This window comes from Patescibacteria group bacterium, assembly GCA_038065255.1.
GTDB lineage: Bacteria > Patescibacteriota > Patescibacteriia > JACQRZ01 > JACQRZ01 > JBBTRI01.
In genome coordinates, this window is record JBBTRI010000006.1 from 72143 (window position 1) to 88664 (window position 16522).

The 16522-nt window shown below is 45.5% G+C and carries 13 protein-coding genes; 11 read left to right on the forward strand and 2 right to left on the reverse strand.

What is annotated here, in order from left to right; genetic code table 11:
• The first annotated feature begins 3 nt into the window (after nucleotides 1-3).
• Entirely contained in the window at nucleotides 4-1431 is a 1428-nt protein-coding gene (locus AAB400_02140) for an LssY C-terminal domain-containing protein (GenBank protein MEK7648699.1), read from the forward strand.
• On the opposite strand, the gene AAB400_02145 is transcribed toward AAB400_02140, so the two are convergent.
• Nucleotides 1428-4013, reverse strand: a complete 2586-nt coding sequence (locus AAB400_02145; GenBank protein ID MEK7648700.1) for a hypothetical protein — start codon at nucleotides 4011-4013, stop codon at nucleotides 1428-1430. The genes AAB400_02140 and AAB400_02145 overlap by 4 nt on opposite strands.
• A gap of 125 nt (nucleotides 4014-4138) precedes the next feature.
• Between AAB400_02145 and AAB400_02150 the strand changes: the two genes are divergently transcribed.
• Nucleotides 4139-4744 carry a CYTH domain-containing protein gene (locus tag AAB400_02150; GenBank protein MEK7648701.1) on the forward strand — a complete coding sequence of 202 codons (606 nt, stop codon included), beginning with the start codon at nucleotides 4139-4141 and terminating at the stop codon, nucleotides 4742-4744.
• Nucleotides 4745-4761: 17 nt separating this feature from the next.
• Here AAB400_02150 and AAB400_02155 read toward each other — a convergent pair whose 3' ends face one another.
• Nucleotides 4762-5169, reverse strand: a complete 408-nt coding sequence (locus tag AAB400_02155) for a hypothetical protein (protein ID MEK7648702.1) — start codon at nucleotides 5167-5169, stop codon at nucleotides 4762-4764.
• A gap of 132 nt (nucleotides 5170-5301) precedes the next feature.
• Here AAB400_02155 and AAB400_02160 point away from each other — a divergent pair, with 132 nt between their 5' ends.
• The 9 genes from AAB400_02160 (at nucleotide 5302) to AAB400_02200 (ending at nucleotide 16500) form a co-directional block, all read left to right on the forward strand.
• Entirely contained in the window at nucleotides 5302-7074 is a 1773-nt protein-coding gene (locus AAB400_02160; GenBank protein ID MEK7648703.1) for an FAD-dependent thymidylate synthase, read from the forward strand.
• Nucleotides 7071-7736, forward strand: coding sequence for a hypothetical protein (locus AAB400_02165; protein MEK7648704.1), 666 nt, complete (start codon nucleotides 7071-7073; stop codon nucleotides 7734-7736). Before AAB400_02160 ends, AAB400_02165 begins: the two co-directional genes overlap by 4 nt.
• A 10-nt stretch (nucleotides 7737-7746) precedes the next feature.
• Nucleotides 7747-9009 carry an HAD family hydrolase gene (locus tag AAB400_02170; GenBank protein MEK7648705.1) on the forward strand — a complete coding sequence of 421 codons (1263 nt, stop codon included), beginning with the start codon at nucleotides 7747-7749 and terminating at the stop codon, nucleotides 9007-9009.
• A gap of 78 nt (nucleotides 9010-9087) precedes the next feature.
• Nucleotides 9088-10077 carry an SDR family NAD(P)-dependent oxidoreductase gene (locus AAB400_02175; GenBank protein MEK7648706.1) on the forward strand — a complete coding sequence of 330 codons (990 nt, stop codon included), beginning with the start codon at nucleotides 9088-9090 and terminating at the stop codon, nucleotides 10075-10077.
• 11 nt (nucleotides 10078-10088) lie between these two features.
• Nucleotides 10089-11825, forward strand: coding sequence for a DNA polymerase/3'-5' exonuclease PolX (gene polX, locus AAB400_02180; protein MEK7648707.1), 1737 nt, complete (start codon nucleotides 10089-10091; stop codon nucleotides 11823-11825).
• A gap of 101 nt (nucleotides 11826-11926) precedes the next feature.
• Nucleotides 11927-13492, forward strand: coding sequence for a hypothetical protein (locus tag AAB400_02185; GenBank protein MEK7648708.1), 1566 nt, complete (start codon nucleotides 11927-11929; stop codon nucleotides 13490-13492).
• A 96-nt stretch (nucleotides 13493-13588) separates the two neighbouring features.
• Entirely contained in the window at nucleotides 13589-15172 is a 1584-nt protein-coding gene (locus tag AAB400_02190; GenBank protein ID MEK7648709.1) for an HD domain-containing protein, read from the forward strand.
• A gap of 73 nt (nucleotides 15173-15245) precedes the next feature.
• Complete coding sequence (locus AAB400_02195; GenBank protein MEK7648710.1) at nucleotides 15246-15887, forward strand: SemiSWEET family transporter; 642 nt, start codon at nucleotides 15246-15248, stop codon at nucleotides 15885-15887.
• A gap of 76 nt (nucleotides 15888-15963) precedes the next feature.
• Nucleotides 15964-16500: a hypothetical protein gene (locus AAB400_02200; GenBank protein MEK7648711.1), complete on the forward strand. Its 537-nt coding sequence runs from the start codon at nucleotides 15964-15966 to the stop codon at nucleotides 16498-16500.
• Nucleotides 16501-16522: the final 22 nt, after the last annotated feature.

The window sequence follows — 16522 nt, forward strand, 5'->3', positions numbered from 1 at the left end:
TTTTTGAAGCGACGGTTTACGCCCGATGAGGCATTTGGACTGCATCTTACCATAGGTATTGCCATTATTCTCGTGTGTATTGTCGTATTCTATACGACACTGGAAACGATCAAATGGCAGGATCCTTTTATACAGTACGATGTTGCGATTATCAATCTCGCGCAAGTATTTCGCGGTGCATCATTCAATGCCAGCATGCTCTTTCTTACTGATCTTGGAAGATGGGAGGTAGTTGCAGTTGGTTTGATTCTTGCATTGCTTCTCTTCCTTTTTTTGCGCATGTGGCATGCAATTGTTGCGCTTATCATCTCTGTTGTTGGAGCTGAATTTTTTATTCTTCTTGGAACATTGCTTGTCAAGCGCCCGCGGCCCTATTTGGTGAATACAACTGCAATTGAAGTGGGGTTTAGTTTTCCCAGTAGCCACACGCTCTTGGCCGTTTCCTTTTACGGTTTTTTGACATACTTACTGTTTCGGACAACGCAGCGTGTGTGGCTTCGTGCTACTATTGCAATCCTTGGCGCAGCGATTGTTGGGTGTATAGGATTTTCGCGCATCTATCTCGGCGTTCATTGGCCATCAGATGTTATTGCAAGTATAGCATTGGGCAGTGCATGGCTTGCCACACTCATTACAAGCCTCGAAGTGCGCCGCCGACTTAAACGAGGGATGATGATTCGACCAAAGCAATCACCAGTCCTTATTTTATTGTATGCATGTATTGGTACATTCTTTTTTCTCTTGTATGCATCGTATTTTTTTCGTACACATCCATTGCGCACTGCGTTGGACCCATCTCTTGATCGCATAGAGCTTGCACAGCATGAAATCATCCCTGCGTTTATGGCACAGTTGCCTCGGTATACCGAAGAAGTGACGGGATCTTCCACGGAACCGATTAATGTCGTACTTGTCGGCACTCCCGAAGATATTCATTCGGCATTTCTCGCATCCGGATGGGTGGCATCCGATGAGTTAACCATGAAGAATGCTTTGCGCTCTGCATATGCAACTGTTTTTCAACGCTCGTATCCCGAAGCCCCCGGCATTACAACATTCTGGAATGGCCGACCCAATGATATCTCGTATGAAAAATTGGTCACCAAGCGTTCTTTGAAACGCCGCCACCATATTCATATATGGGAAACTCCCTACAGTATTGATGGTGCGCGGGAGGTATGGGTTGGCGCTGTTCATTTTGACGAACGTATTAAACTGAAATCACGCATTCTTATCCCAGTTCACGCAATTGATCCGGATATCGATAGTGAGCGCGAGGCATTGCGCCAGGACTTTCGCGCGCATGGCGTAAGTGCATCAGATGAAGAATTCCACATGGTGCAGCCTGCAAGCGGCAAAACGCTTGTCGGTGATGAATTTTTTACTGATGGAAAGGCTGTTATAATCTATCTCGAACCAAATCGTTTTTAACGTTTCGCAAGCTGTCGAATGACAATAGGAATATATTGATCGTTATTCGTACTTTCGACTGCAAGTTTTGTGACAATATGCACGGTGTAATGCCATGTTTCATTTTGCATGGGCGGGTTATCAAGAAATGATTTCTGGTTCAATGGAAGCCCCGAGGCTACTTGGCGCCCAAGTTGCCCCTTTGCAAGCGAACGGTAGACAGAAACGGATTTTGCCGAGGTGAAATATGACGGAATATTCCATTGGACAAGATTTGAATACCCCTGACTTATAACTCGGATATTCTGCGGACCCAGTGCGGGAGCTGGAGAAATGGTAAGTGTCCAGGGAAATCCTTCGGATTCAAACCCACTGTCTTTTGCTACATTCACAAGCGTATAGGTATACGGTGTGAAAGGTTCGACATTGTTGTCATACCAACGAGTGGTTGTATTTTTGAACTCCGCGACAGAAATCCCTTTTGTATAGGGAACTGTTGATCGGTAAATGCGCGTGAGTAATTTTTTGTTGCCGGAATTTTTCCATGAGATTTTGACAGAATTGCCGGTACCTGTTTCAGATACATATACACCCGATGGTTCTGGAATGCCGGATGTATTTTTTATCAGTATATCTTGATGGGCAGGAGCTGGAGAAATGGGAAAATATCCCAATGATGCAATGTGTGTAGCGGGTACGGTAGTGATTTTTTGCGCTAACGTTGCGAATGTTCCTTTTTGTTCCAAGATGAGCCCTGCGTTATCAACAGCAGCCACTTTATAATAGTAGGTAGTCGATGGTTTGAGACCGTGGAGTTTGAATTGTCCTCCGAATTTTTTATCGTTATCTTCAAGAAGAATGTAGGGTCCTCCTTCTTGCGGCGCATACATTATTTTCGCTGATGCAATTTTGGTCGTTCCCCAGTTTACTTCCGCGTAGGTTTCTTCTATTTTTGCAGGACCATAGGAATAAAAGTAAAATACTTGTTCATAGGGCTTGATCTCTATTGGAGGGGATGGCTGCTTTCCTTCGCGGACAGTGATAGAAGATTCAAAGCCGTTTGCGTCGGATGCCGCAATGTCATAGTAATAGGTTCTGCCTCCGTTCAGAGCCGTATCCGTATAATTGTTTCCTTTCACATTTTTTGCAATGAGCGTAGATACGCCCCGGTCTGTATCTGTGCGATACACATTAAATGAAATGAATGCCACATTCACCGGTTCATCCCAGGAAAGTATGAGTGATGAGGTGAGCTTGGGATCGGCAACTCGCAGATTGCGCGGAGCTGACGCGAGCGTGAGCTTGGCAAACGAGCGGGAAAGAATCCGCTTTCCCAAAACAGGAATGCGCGGCTCGTCACTTGCTTCATTGACGTTCGTAAGGATGATATCTTTTGTTTCTTTGACAAGCGGAAAATTCCACTTCAAAAAACTCTGGGAAAAATCAATGCGGGAAAAAGAACTGAGCAGATATACGAAGTAATTTGCTTTTTGGTATTTCAGGTCAAGCGTCAGGACAGTCGGGTCCTGGTGCCAGCTAGCCGGCTGTTCAACGACATACGGATAAGTGTTGTATGCGCGGAATGTCTTGCGCAATCCATCGTAGTACGAGAAGAGCATTTTTTGATTATTGGCTTCGCGTGCTGTCTGGGCAATCATGGCATTGAAAATCTCGCTGCGCTGTACCGTAGGCAAATTAGAAGAGGGGACTATTGTCGTGCCGACGGGGATGGTGAGCGAGGATGAGGGGACATTCAATGTGGAAAAAGGAATGGCAAAGAGTGTGTCAAAGTTGTCTTTGCGCGATATATACTCTTGGAGCGCTTTGTCATACTTGATGGTGGCGTACTGATCGAGCGTCGTGAAGAAGTCAAAACAGAGCCGCCCTTTGCCTTGCTTGGCGCACCATTCGTCGGAATAGAATTTTTCCATCACGTTGTTGACTTGTGAGTAGAGAACCACGCCATATAAGCCTTGTATCTCGGCAAAGCTGTCCGGAAGCGCGCTATCCCAGATATATCCGTCGGCTGTGCCACCTTGGGAAGGAGTGAATACGCGACCCATCTGTCGCAGAATATCCGCTGAGAGAGGCGCTCGGGGATCTTGTGCTATGAATGGAAAGGTAGTTTCAAAAAAATCATTACGGATATAGACGGCATTGCCAATGGCATACATAGGTACATCCTGGATAAGTCTCCCATTGGGGCATGCACCGCTAGCGCCTGGCGCGCAGCGCTCCTCGATGATGAGTTCATGCTCCGGCCGTTCATAGCCCGTGAAATCTTTGATGATCTCATATGCGAGCTGGTATTTCTGCAAATAAGGGCGCATGTCAAATGCAAGCTGCATATCGGCAACAGGAGTTTTGGGTGTGGTGACTTTCGTTGCAAGTCGAGCCGCATCCTGAGGGTGGAGACGCCAGCGGATATTACCGCAGGTGATTGATCCACTTGATGCAAACTCTTCAGCTGATGCATTGCAGTATTGCTGAGCGTCAACAGGGGTTGAATACAAAAATGATCCAATAAGGATTGTTGATAAGCCTATTCCCACTCCGACTATGTATTTCAGGGAGGCAATTAGACGATTTTTTGTTGTATTCATAATGAAAATTAGAAGTAAAAGATTAATACAATTATAGCACAAAAATGCCATTTTGTCAATGCCAGCTTGTGTTGGCTTGGGCATTTGCTATGCTTAAATAGCGATTTTATTATTTTTTATCAGATATGATTGAAGTTGAGAAAAAATTCCTTCTCAGTGATGAGGAGCGAGAACGGCTCTTGGAAGGAGCTGAGCTCGAAAGCGAGAGGACATTTACGGACACCTACTACGATACGAGCGATTATGCATTAACAACCAAAGATACGTGGTTTCGATTTCGGGACGGTAAGTGTGAGCTCAAGGTACCACGAAAAATGGATGATTATGATGAGCGCGCAATTGATCAATATGATGAGCTTCTGACTGAGCAAGAAATACGGCAGTATCTTAGCTTGCCTGCACACAAAACATTTAAAGAAGACTTGGAGTACTCAGGCTATCGGTCGATTGGGACTATCACGACACATCGTAAGGCCTGGCGCAAGGAAGGTTTCGGAATTGATATTGATTATACGGATACCGGCTATTCAGTTGGAGAGATCGAGTTGCTGGTTGAAGATTCAGAAGGCCTTGAAGAAGCATCACGTAAAATTGTTGTATTTGCACAAAAGCATCAACTCACACTCACTCCTGTGCGCGGGAAGTTTGCAGAGCATATTCGCGTGCATAATCCTGAACACTTTCAATTACTCATTGATGTTGGAGTATTTCCGGCTTCACTCAAAGATTGATATGTAAAAAAACCTCTCTAGATGAGAGGTCGGGAAGGGAAGTGCGCAAGGCGGATACGCCACTGCGGTACGCCTTGTTCAGCGCATTCACGTCCTAATACAACAAGAGTAGATCTGAATTTTTTGGGCATAGTAGCAGCATGCTCTGCAAGCTCTCTACCAAGAGTGGGATCCATGGTTCCAATATGCCTCATGCCGATTGTTATCAGGCGATTAGTGCGGCGTTGCCATTGGATGTGTACACTCAGGGCAAGAATAGGGCGTACTTGTTGATCGGTAAGTCCTTTTTTGAGAAAGGAATGTTTTAAAACAAAGAACAATGCATCGCAGCTTGTTGCAAAAGCGGTATACCATGTGTCTTTCAGCTTGAAGTAGTGAGCCGGATCACCAAGTTTTTCAGGAATCTCCAAATGATTATCTCGCATGGTACGTCGACTGCAGTGATGCCATGCGGATAATGCTATCGCCGGAAACATTTTTTGTAAAGATGCACCCCGCGCATAAGCGCTGTTTTTTTATTTGACTGCAGCATGAGTTTTTTATAGAGTAGAGGTACTATGGGAGTAAACGTCATGCAGAACTTTACCGAAAGTGAGGAAGCACTCATACGTGCCTTTATTTTCACCAACCCCGGAGGAGATATTAGTTTTGTGTATCCGCAATCGCTGATTGCGGGAGAAGAACTCTCGCCATTGATGTCTGCTTATTCGCGTACCCATGTGCCTATGCAGGAGCGCGTATTGCAGTTCCTTGATAAAGAAAAAACCGAGCAGACACGGGCAATGCTCCCGCATATCAAACCACTCATGGAGATTTTCAGAAATCCGGATGGCAGTCTCGCTCTTTCACGCCGCACGACCAATTTCAATGAAGAGTTTGTTCTGCTTCATGGCCACAGTTCGATTAAAGAAGAAACGAGCATCTTTGGCCACGTAGAGAATGTCTCAGATATTACCATGAAAAAAATTACCGGGCATCCTCTCTGCAGACCGCAAGTGAAATCCACGCGCTACCTTTCCTATAAGAGTGCGCTTGATCTTGCACTTGAGGATGTAGATATCGTGTCGTTGCCGAATGCTGAAAAATTCATCGAATATCTTGCCTTCATGAATCGCCGCTATCTCGAAGTATCTGATCAGCTTACAGATTTTGTCGAACAACATCCCGATACCACTCTTGTCGTGCAGTACCTTTCAATGCCGGAGCAAGTAGAGAAGGCGACGGAAAAACGATTCGCGCGGCAAAAGAAAGGGGATCTGAATTATACTCCATCAACCGAAGAATGGGGCCGTGAGCGCGAGAAGGTCATAAAAAGCCTTGATCCCCAAGTAGTTAGAAAAGATATCGCGAAATTTGTTTTAGACTCTTCGCGCGTATATCTGACTGCTGCCAATCGCACATCGCTTGGATTCTCTGTTGATGCACGGACACTCGAAGAAATTATCAGCGGACTCATCTCAAGTCCACGGCAGGAAGATCGTATGTTGGGCGCAAAACTCTGGGAAGAAGCTAAAAAAATCGCGCCGACGCTTTTGGGTGAACGCAGTCATGTCCGCGTGAGTCCATGGATGGTTCACAACGAAGATGTGCTGCGATCGACTATTGGAGATCTTCTTAAAGATGTTTTGGCTCATAATAGAGGAGGGAGATTTATAAATTTGATTACTCCGCAAAAGATGAATATGTATTCGGATCGTTATAACGCTGCGCTTGTGGCGTTTGTTTATTCAGATGCTTCTCTGGAAGATATCTATGAAGCGCTGACCGACAAAACGGCATCCGATATTCTGGAGAAAGCGCATGAGATGCGTGGAAGCTACGATATCTTACACCCTTCCATTTCTCACGGAGGTTTGATTGTCGAAATGGTTAGCGCCTACCATGGCTATCGTGATATGTATCGCCATCGGAGAGGCTCGCGTTCCGTACAACTTCTAACGACGCGTTTGGGATTTGAAACACCTGAACTCCTCGTGCTTGCTGGCGTTGCCGATGACTATGAACGCGATATGAAGCACGCGAGCACACTCTATGAAGAAGCGCGTGCTGTCAGTGTCCATACGGCCGAAAAGCTTGTTCCCTTCGGCGCACTGTGTCGCGCGTTGCATTCCTGGCAGCCGGATCAGATTGGGTATGTGGGTCGCCTTCGTAGCTTTGCAGTAACCGGCAATATGTCGTACGTCAACCTGACGCGTGAACTGATTGCTGAAGTGGCAAAAATTATGCCGCAAACCGCGTCGTATTTTCGTTACGATACGAGCGAGTATCCTGCGCATCTCTGGAAGGCGGGGTATGGATGGTATGATGCCGAGAGGAGGGGGAAAGTATGAGTATAGAGGTTGTACGCACCTATGATTTTACCGAACTGGAACGCAAACTTCGCTCGGTTCCTTTGATGAAAAAAGACGAACAGGGAAGCGAAATCTTCCCGTATCGGCACGCTGACATCCGTTTGCGGGAATTTCATGTCGGAGAAGTTAATCCTCCGACTTTTTATTTGTTGAAAAAAAACAATGAGTTTCAACAATCGCTTCGTCGCACACTTTGTGAACAGGGATATGATTCACTTCGTCTGACGGCACAAGCGGCCTCACTTGAACTGTTCAACACAGAGACCAATGAATACTGGACACTTATTCCTCCAATCATTGAATCGACAGTGCGGACCATCCGCTATGTACCATTTGGTGATGAAATTGATTACGGACATGCGCCGACCACCGTTACTATCCAGCTTATTTGCGACGGAGCGCATCGTGTTGCCATGCTGCGAGAGACAGGCGGAATGTTTGCGGGAATTAGTATTGTCGGATCCAACCCTCGGCATTCCTACTATGCGCATCCCAACGGATGGGATCAGGTCAGAGAAGTTGATGAAGTGCCCACAACACCGGAAGAAAAAAAATACTACCGATTCAAGGATTGCTATGCACTCTACAGAAACTTTGAGGATATCGGATGCGGCAAACCTCGGGGGTTCGGAGGGTCCTGATCAACATACTATGGCAAAAATTATTCAAATTGTAGGAACGTCCGGCAGTGGGAAATCGACTGTAGAGGAAAAACTTCGCGAGAAATTAACGGTCGACGGATATATTGTGGAAACGATCATCGAGCCGGGGCCGTTGAATACATTGGCGAAATCCTATCGTTTGCGACCTGACAAAAATCCTTGGATGGAGACAGCATTGTTTAGTGTTGATCGTTTTATGACCTATACGGAACGAGTGCTGCCAAGAATGCATGAGAAAAATCTTATCTTTCTTTCGGTACGCGGGATCTATGATACTATTGTGTATCAGGGATTACGGGGAGGCATCGATATCGAAATGATTAAAAAAATGAATGATGCAATTCTTTTTCCCGATCTGACGCTAGCACTTGTAGTTGAAGGGAGTATTGGATTCGAACGTGCGCTTGAACGAAAAAAGGAAACAGGAGAAGAGTTGAGCAGTAATGAAACGCCAGAAAAAATAGATTTACTTGGCAGTGCCTACAAACGATTGCCTGAATTATTCCCAAATCAATGCATCAACATTATTGATACGTCATATCTGACAAAAGAGCAGACTGTCACTATCTGCTACGATCAGATTTGGTCGCTCTTATCATCGCGACCCGCGAACGAAAAACAAAAAATTCTTTCAATTGGTTTTGATTTGGATAACACGTTGTATAAACCGAACGCAGCAAATAACGAGCGCATTCGCGCCTGTGCATGCCGCCTTGCAAGCGAACAGGTGGGGAGGCCCTATGAAGAATTTCGAGCTGCTTTCGATGGGCTGTATGCTAAACTTCAAAGCTGCCGCCAGACGCTCGGCGCACTCGGCGCAACAGATCTGGATGATATTATGCAGCAAGCTTTAGAAAAAGGCGTGGATCTTTCTTTTTTAGAAAAAGACCCGCGTCTCAACGGCATCCTCCATGGATTGAAAAAGAACTATTCACTTTTTCTTATTACGACCAATTCTGAGTCAATGTCATTAAAAAAACTTGAAGCCATCGGTATTGATGTTGATCTTTTTCATCCAAGAATTTATGAGCTTGATCACGCGCCGCTTACGCGCAAAGATGGTTCGGCGTTCCGCCACGTTTCTAAAGCGCTTGGGATTGATCTTTCCCGTATGCTGTTTGTCGGCGATAGAGCGCAAACAGATATTCTTCCTGCAAAAGAGCTTGGCATGGCAACGGCAATCGTGAATGCGCAATCGGTCCATGCGGATTACCAGCTCGATGAGATTTATCAGCTGGAGGAAGTGTTGTAAAAGAAGGAGCCAGATTGAATGTGTCAACAGGGGCATCCCTTCCATTTTTTATATCTAATGGTACACTGAAATTATTCTATGAATTATATAGTTACAGGCGGAGCCGGGTTTATCGGGAGTCACATGGTGGATCTTCTGATTAAAGAAGGGCACACTGTCATTGTGGTGGATAATTTATCCAGCGGACACAGAGAAAATTTGGAACACCACGGGAATAATCAGCAGCTGATAACCTATCGGCGAAGTGTGTGCGACGGACTCGAAGATATTTTTGAGCATTTCACACCGATTGCGGGGATTATCCATTTTGCCGGAGTTCCTGGCGTGCAGCTTTCCATTCAACATCCCGAAACAACCCATCATTTTAATCTCAATGGCACACTGAATTTGCTGGAAACAGCGCGGCGATTTGGCGTGAAGCGTATCATCTACTCGTCAAGCGCCGCTGTGTATGGCGACCAAGATGTGATGCCTCTGCGCGAAGATGTGCATCCGCATCCACTTTCGCCCTATGCGCTCCATAAGTTTACTGGCGAAGAATATTGCAGGCTCTATCAAAAGCTCTATGGGCTTGAAACGGTTGCATTACGGTATATGAATGTGTTTGGTTCGCGACAGGATCCGGCCGGACCCTATGCTTCGGCAATCCCACGCTTTATCAATCTGCTCTTGCGTGGAGTGCCGCCTCGCATCAACGGCGATGGTGAACAGACGCGAGATTTTATCCACGTCGAGGATGTTGTTCGTGCAGTGAAGAGTGCGTTGATGTTAGATAACCAATCTATTTTTGGCCAGGCATTCAATATTGGGTCGGGAATGAGTATCTCGGTGAACGAAGTTGTGCGTCACATCGGTCGCATTGCAGAACAGGAGGTGCGTTCTGAGTATGCCCCATCAGTTGTGGAGATTCGCCATTCATGCGCGGATATTTCAAAGGCAAAGGAATTGCTTGGGTGGGAGCCGCAAAAGAATTTGATAGATGGCTTGCATGAAACATACCGCCATATGAAAAAGAGCGAAGAAATCATTCCGAGCGAGCCATATGCAATCGGATCACATTTGAGATAATTTTCAGGATAATGAATTCCATTAATGAACATATCGCAGCGATTTTTGATGAGCTGGCAGTATTGTTTGAGATGGATGGCATTGCGTTTAAGCCTCGGGCATACGAAAAGGCTGCCGAAGAAATTCGTAACTACCCTGAGAGCCTAGATGTGGTCTATGGGCACAAAGGAAGGAAGGGGCTCGATGAGATTCCCGGGGTTGGAATTGGAATGGCAGAAAAAATCGAGGAATTTTTCAAAACAAAACACATAGGAGAATACAAGCAATATAAGAAAAAATACCCTATTTGCATTTCTGAACTGCGGTCAGTGGAAGGTGTGGGGCCGAAACATATTTTGTTAATGTATAAAAAACTCGGCATTGCATCCCTTTGCGATCTTGAACGAGCGATTAGACGACATGAGTTGAGAAACCTGCCTGGTTTTGGTGAAAAAACGGAAAAACGTATTGCCGAATCAATCTCCTTTCTTTCCAAAGACAGAGGAAGGCGCTTGTTAGGTCATGTACTGCCATTAGCTGAGCACATAGAGCTCTATTTGCAAGGCTTGCCGGGTGTGAAACATGCGGCAGTTGCCGGATCTATCCGCCGCCGACAGGAAACCATCGGTGATATTGATATACTTGTATCAACATCACATCCATCCATGGCACTGGATGCATTTGTTGGTATGAGCGAGGTTGTTTCGGTTGTATCAAGAGGAGAGAAAAAAGCGCATGTGCGCCTTACCAATGGAATGAATGCGGATTTGTTAGTGGTTGATGATAAAATTTTTGGCGCAGCGTTGCAGTATTTTACTGGCGATAAGCAGCATAATATTCTTGTGCGCGAACGCGCGTCTAAGCAGGGAATGAAATTGAATGAATATGGACTTTGGAAGGAAAAAAAACGATTGGTTGCAAGGACGGAAAAAGATATCTACCGAGCGCTTGGCATGGACTATATCGAACCGGAACTGCGCACTGCAAGCAGTGAACTACAAGCGGCACTAGCGAAAAAATTGCCGCACCTCGTGCCGTATGGATCCGTGCGCGGAGATCTTCAAACACAAACGGGTTGGACCGACGGATCGGCATCAATCCATGAAATGGCGCAAGCTGCGCTTGACTTGGGTCGTGAATATATCGCCGTTACCGATCATACGAAAGCGCTAGCCATGACTGGCGGTCTTAATGAAATAGGATTGGCGCGCCAGGGCAGAGAAATCGATAAAGAAAATATCTTTTTCAAACAAAAAGGCATTCGCATTCTCAAAAGCGCAGAAGTGAATATTCTCAAAGACGGTTCACTCGATATTACTGATACCGCATTGAAGAAGTTGGATGTTGTCGGCATCGCCGTGCACTCGCATTTCAAGCTTTCCCGTTCAGCTATGACCGAGAGGGTTATTCGTGCTATAAAAAATCGGAATGTTGATATTCTATTTCATCCCACGGGGCGGCTTATCAATAAACGCCCAGGCTATGAAATCGATATGGAAAAAGTCATACGTGCTGCAAAGGAGTATCATGTTGCGCTTGAGATCAATGCCTATCCGGAGAGGAGTGACTTGCGTGATGAGCATGTGCGTCTCGCAGTGAAGCTTGGCGCAAAGATGGTAATTAATAGTGATGCGCATGCACCGGAGCATTTGAAATACATTCCTCTTGGCGAAGCGATTGCCCGCCGAGGTTGGGCGGAGAGCAAAGATATCCTTAACACTCAGCCTCTCAAAAAATGCCTATCGTATTTTAGAAAATACCGTAGATAGGGTATTGACTTTTCTGTTTTATTAGATTAAAACAGATGCATGACCAGTCGTTCTTTTAACATACCATGAAGCAGTGGATTTCGAACGCATACCTTTGCCATATGGATACGCCGATCGACTATGACGACATCATATTTCTGCCCCATGAATTGTATCAACCGAAAACACTCAATCACGAAATGAGAAGAGCATATCGGAATGAGAGGTTAAAAAAGATCATTCCGCGAAGTTGGACATTGGATTGGCAGCATGAAGCCGAAGAAAAGCATCTTGCTCATCATCGAGTATCTGGCACGCTTATGCGTAATACGAGCTTTTTAAATGAATTACGAGCGGAGTATGCAGGTTTCAGAAGACAGATGCATGCTGAGCCCTCCTGGATCAATACATTGCCAAAAAAGATACGGGGAGACATACGCAGATATTGGCATGCAGTGGAATACGAAGACCCGGAATGCATTGTCCCGTTTATGCCGTTCTCTGATGTGCGATACCTTGTGCGGGAAGGTGGCATCTGCACGCATGCAATCCGTTCATGTGCTCTCTACCGTCTTGGCCATATCAGACAACTCGGTAATTTACACGATCCGATTGTATTCGAAGAAGGATTTGCGGCACTGGGACAGCGCTTCGGACATACGCGCTACCAGCATGTGCATGATGTATCCGCATTGATAACCCTCATGGGATTAAATAACGGCATTGAGCATCGTTTGTTGTCGCACCTGCGCATTTCTGCGCTTATTCACGATGGGCTCACACCCGCTCATGGGGATGGCACAAAAGCGATTGACCCCGAAAGATTTGATGAAGATGCGTTTATTGCGGCACTTCTTACTGGTGCGGAGTGGGAGGAGTTCAGGGACAGGTATGGCATTTCAAAAAGCCTCTTGGTTGATATTGTACAGCATCGCCATAACCTTGGCGTGATGCTCGACTATGCCGATCGCATTGCCTATGTATCACGCGATCTGGAAGCGTATTTGATGAGGTATCATAAGTACTTGCGTGTCAACAAATCTCGCGATTATCAGATGCTTTTGGAGATTGTGAAGCGTGATCCGCAGGTATGTTCGCTCTGGGACACGATTCGTCTCGATGCAAGTGGTGCCGTGTATTGCGATAATCCTGAAAAACTTGAGCAGTTTCTCCGGGTGCGCATTTTAATGTTTCGTGCACTGTACTACAATCCTCATGCACGATTCATGGAGTACTTTGTCAGTCGAGCCATTACAGGAGTATTGTATAAAAAAGGACTTCTGACTCATGAAGCGCTATTGAGGATGGGAGATTTTGAGCTTGATGGGATCATCGGTAATGTTCTTAATGACCCCTACACTATGGCATTTCCCAGTGATTTTGGTGAAGCACATCTCAAGCGTTTTGCGAACCGTGAAGAAGCGGCATGTTTTGAAGCTGATCTCAAACGGCAGGGGATTATAATCACGCTTCTTGATGATGTTGACCGCAAGATAAGGTCTGGGACGAAATACAGAGTCAAAAATGCCCGTGGCGATATCGCGGCATTCCACACTCTCTATTCCCATCAGGCGGCAGCTCTTGAGCGCCTCTGCATCATTCCCAATCCATTTGCAGTTTATTGGATTGAGAACAATGCAGTTACCGAGCGCGTACAGGGATTACTGGAAGATCCAGTAGCGCCATAACCGACCAATAATGTAAAGGGTCGGTTTTTCTTTTTTAAGTATTGACAACTACATCAAAATAGACTAAAACGATCACATGATTGTTCTTTTGAAAACATGAAAAAAGGATATCTTGGAAAATTTTTACGAGATATAGAAGATGACTGGTATGTCGATGACATAGTTTTTTTGCCCGTTCCGCTTCGCAGCGATCTTGAGGTAGAACATGTAGTGCATCAATTCATGATGCAGGACGTTTTTTACGCGAAGGTGCGTCTGTGGAGTAATGACGCTGACTATTTCAATACTCAGAACGCAAAGCACGTACTGCAGTCTATCCGATTTGAATATGATGTATATTGTAATAATTACCACGGAGAGCCTGAGTGGATCCCGAGTGCACCACAGCGGTTGAGAGCGGATCTTCGTTCTAATCGGCGACCCTGCTGGATTGATGAAAATCAGGATATTACTCTTGCGCCATTCCGCTTGCCATATTCAAGTATCCACTACTGTATTAAAGATAGAGGACTCGCGCATGATATTGAGCGCGCATGCAACCTATGGCGCATAACCGACGTGCGTCAACTTGGGAATCTAAGCGATCCGACCATAGAACAGGGAAGCCATATTCATCGCTGCGAATTGCGTCATCGCCATACACGCTACATGCATGTTATGGATGTGCATGTAATGCTGTTGTTGATTGCAAAAAACAACGGGATTTCAGAGAGAGATATTCTCCATTTACGCATTGCTGGCATATTGCATGATGCGCTTACTCCAGCGCATGGGGACACAACAAAACTTGTTGACCCTGAAGCATTTGATGAAGATGCCAATGTGAGAACGCTTTTTGTCAGTCAAGAGTGGAAAAATGTTAGAGAAGCCTACAGTCTAGATGAAGATCTTATTGCAGACACCGTTCAGGGGAAGGGGTTGTTTGGAGAATTACTCGATATAGCAGATAAGCTGTGCTATGTTGCGCGGGACGCATGGGCATTTGTTGAGCGGTGTAGGTCGCTTCAAGATCACGAGTTGCCGGAAGGTGCGCGGACAATCCTCGGAATTCTTAAAGGATATCCCACTCTCTGTGATCTCTGGGAGACGGTCAGAATTGAACAGGATCGACCAGTCTTTACTGATGGAGTTTGGCTTGGCGCATTCCTGCGCTTGCGCACACTTTTGTTTAAGTACTTCTATTTCTCGCCAAATGCACGGTATGTAGAATATGTCCTTGCGAAAGTTATGATCAATTATCTTTATCGCACGCAGAAATTGAATGCAAAAAAGTTATTGTCCATGAATGATGGTGATGTGGATCGCATGATAGGCGAACTTGTAGGAACGCCATGGGTGATGCACCAGCCGGAATCAGTTGGACGTCCATTCAGTGAAGAGTTCAACACCCTTGCTGCCGCTCAAAAGCGCGAGAAGGAAATTATTGCATCTGGCAATCCACTGACACTCATTGAAGATCTCACTGGCAAATGCAAACCATCAACTAAGTTTCTCGTTTGGACAGAGGGGGGAAGTGTCGTGCCTTTTCAGGAAGCGCACCAAATGGCAGCAGAACTTATTCGCCAAACGGCAACTATTACGCCACCTATTCAATTGTACTATGTGCCCGATCCACATATGCGCCACGATACGCTTGTGAAGCTGTTAAAGCATCGCAAGAAGGAGTGCGGTATTTTCTAGACTCGCAATGCGAGTCTTTTTTCTTAAGCGCGGAATCTTGACTTTTGACACTTTTCGTGCTATCTTCTTTTTCATGTACCTTCCATCATTCGTGACACCTGAGACTGTAGGGGGCGTCGGACTGGTAGCGCTTGGACTTTGGGGTGGCTGGCAACAATTCAAGCAAGCACAGATCATCTACAAAAAAGGGCATTGCAATGCCATATCAACCGAAGGCATGCTTATTCAGCTTTTCATGGGATATGTCACTGTCGTTTACGGATCATTTATCGGAAGCATCCCCATGCTTGTTCATGGCGCTTCTCGCATACTCGGGCTCTATGTAATTCTTCGAGGTATTAAGAAATACCGCGGATTCAGTCGGATGCATAGTGCATTGCGGATAGGTATGCACAGTATGATTCTTTCACTACTTTTACTGCCGTACAAAGGACAGCTTTATCTTGCTTTTTCGATATTTGCGCTTTGGGGAAGCATTTCGCAAGTTATCGAATTGTGGAATGCAAAGCAGACTGGCGCTCTTGATATACGGCTTCAGTGTGTGTATTTTATTAGTGCATCTTTTTGGTTGATCTATGGTCTTGGCATTCATGATACCTTCATTATCGCAATGAGTATGTGCTTCATAGTTCTTTTGGTAATGATCATTGGGCTATGGTTTTTCTATTTTTTTCGGGAACGAAAAGTCGCAACCGTTTCCAGTACCTCGCCCTAGTAGCGAGGTTTTTTCTTTTTTTAAGCATTGACAATGAAGATAAATCATGTATAATGCCTCAGACTTGAATGACACAATGTCAAATGATGTTGATCTACTGAATCACGTTCTTTTTATTCTAAAACGTGTTGCCGAACGGGGAGACCTGCTTGTCACTGAAATAGAAATGATTTCATGGCAGAATGAAACAAATGCCGATCTTCGCATGGCTCTGCACCGCAGATGCACACAGATGCTTGCAGAATTGTTGGCGAACCTTAAGATTCATTTGTTGGGAATTGCAAATCGCGCATTGCGACATGAGGTATCCAAGATGGTCGGAGAGTTATCCGATGCCGCGAAAGAAGTTCTTGATAATCAAGATGCCACAAGCGCTTCGCACAGATCTCTTTGGATACAAAAAGATTCGCAAAGGGATGCCCCCTATCGGATCGAAGAAATCATTCAGCATATCGAACGACATATCGAATTAAAAAGAACAGAAGTCATTCCGTGCCCCGAATGTGGCGAGAAAATGGAACGTTCAGAAGATAGATATACCTGTAGGAAGTGCGGCGGATCTTACGAATACCAACATTGCCCCCACTGCAAGAAAATCATTCGACCCTCCTGAAGGGTCTTTTTTATTTGACTGG

Excerpts from the sequence above, each read along its gene's own strand:
- AAB400_02145 (MEK7648700.1), bottom strand. The coding sequence starts at position 4,013 with ATGAATACAACAAAAAATCGTCTAATTGCCTCCCTGAAATACATAGTC.
- AAB400_02150 (MEK7648701.1), top strand. The coding sequence starts at position 4,139 with ATGATTGAAGTTGAGAAAAAATTCCTTCTCAGTGATGAGGAGCGAGAA.
- AAB400_02155 (MEK7648702.1), bottom strand. The coding sequence starts at position 5,169 with ATGCGAGATAATCATTTGGAGATTCCTGAAAAACTTGGTGATCCGGCT.
- AAB400_02160 (MEK7648703.1), top strand. The coding sequence starts at position 5,302 with ATGGGAGTAAACGTCATGCAGAACTTTACCGAAAGTGAGGAAGCACTC.
- AAB400_02165 (MEK7648704.1), top strand. The coding sequence starts at position 7,071 with ATGAGTATAGAGGTTGTACGCACCTATGATTTTACCGAACTGGAACGC.
- AAB400_02170 (MEK7648705.1), top strand. The coding sequence starts at position 7,747 with ATGGCAAAAATTATTCAAATTGTAGGAACGTCCGGCAGTGGGAAATCG.
- AAB400_02175 (MEK7648706.1), top strand. The coding sequence starts at position 9,088 with ATGAATTATATAGTTACAGGCGGAGCCGGGTTTATCGGGAGTCACATG.
- polX (MEK7648707.1), top strand. The coding sequence starts at position 10,089 with ATGAATTCCATTAATGAACATATCGCAGCGATTTTTGATGAGCTGGCA.
- AAB400_02185 (MEK7648708.1), top strand. The coding sequence starts at position 11,927 with ATGGATACGCCGATCGACTATGACGACATCATATTTCTGCCCCATGAA.
- AAB400_02190 (MEK7648709.1), top strand. The coding sequence starts at position 13,589 with ATGAAAAAAGGATATCTTGGAAAATTTTTACGAGATATAGAAGATGAC.
- AAB400_02195 (MEK7648710.1), top strand. The coding sequence starts at position 15,246 with ATGTACCTTCCATCATTCGTGACACCTGAGACTGTAGGGGGCGTCGGA.
- AAB400_02200 (MEK7648711.1), top strand. The coding sequence starts at position 15,964 with ATGTCAAATGATGTTGATCTACTGAATCACGTTCTTTTTATTCTAAAA.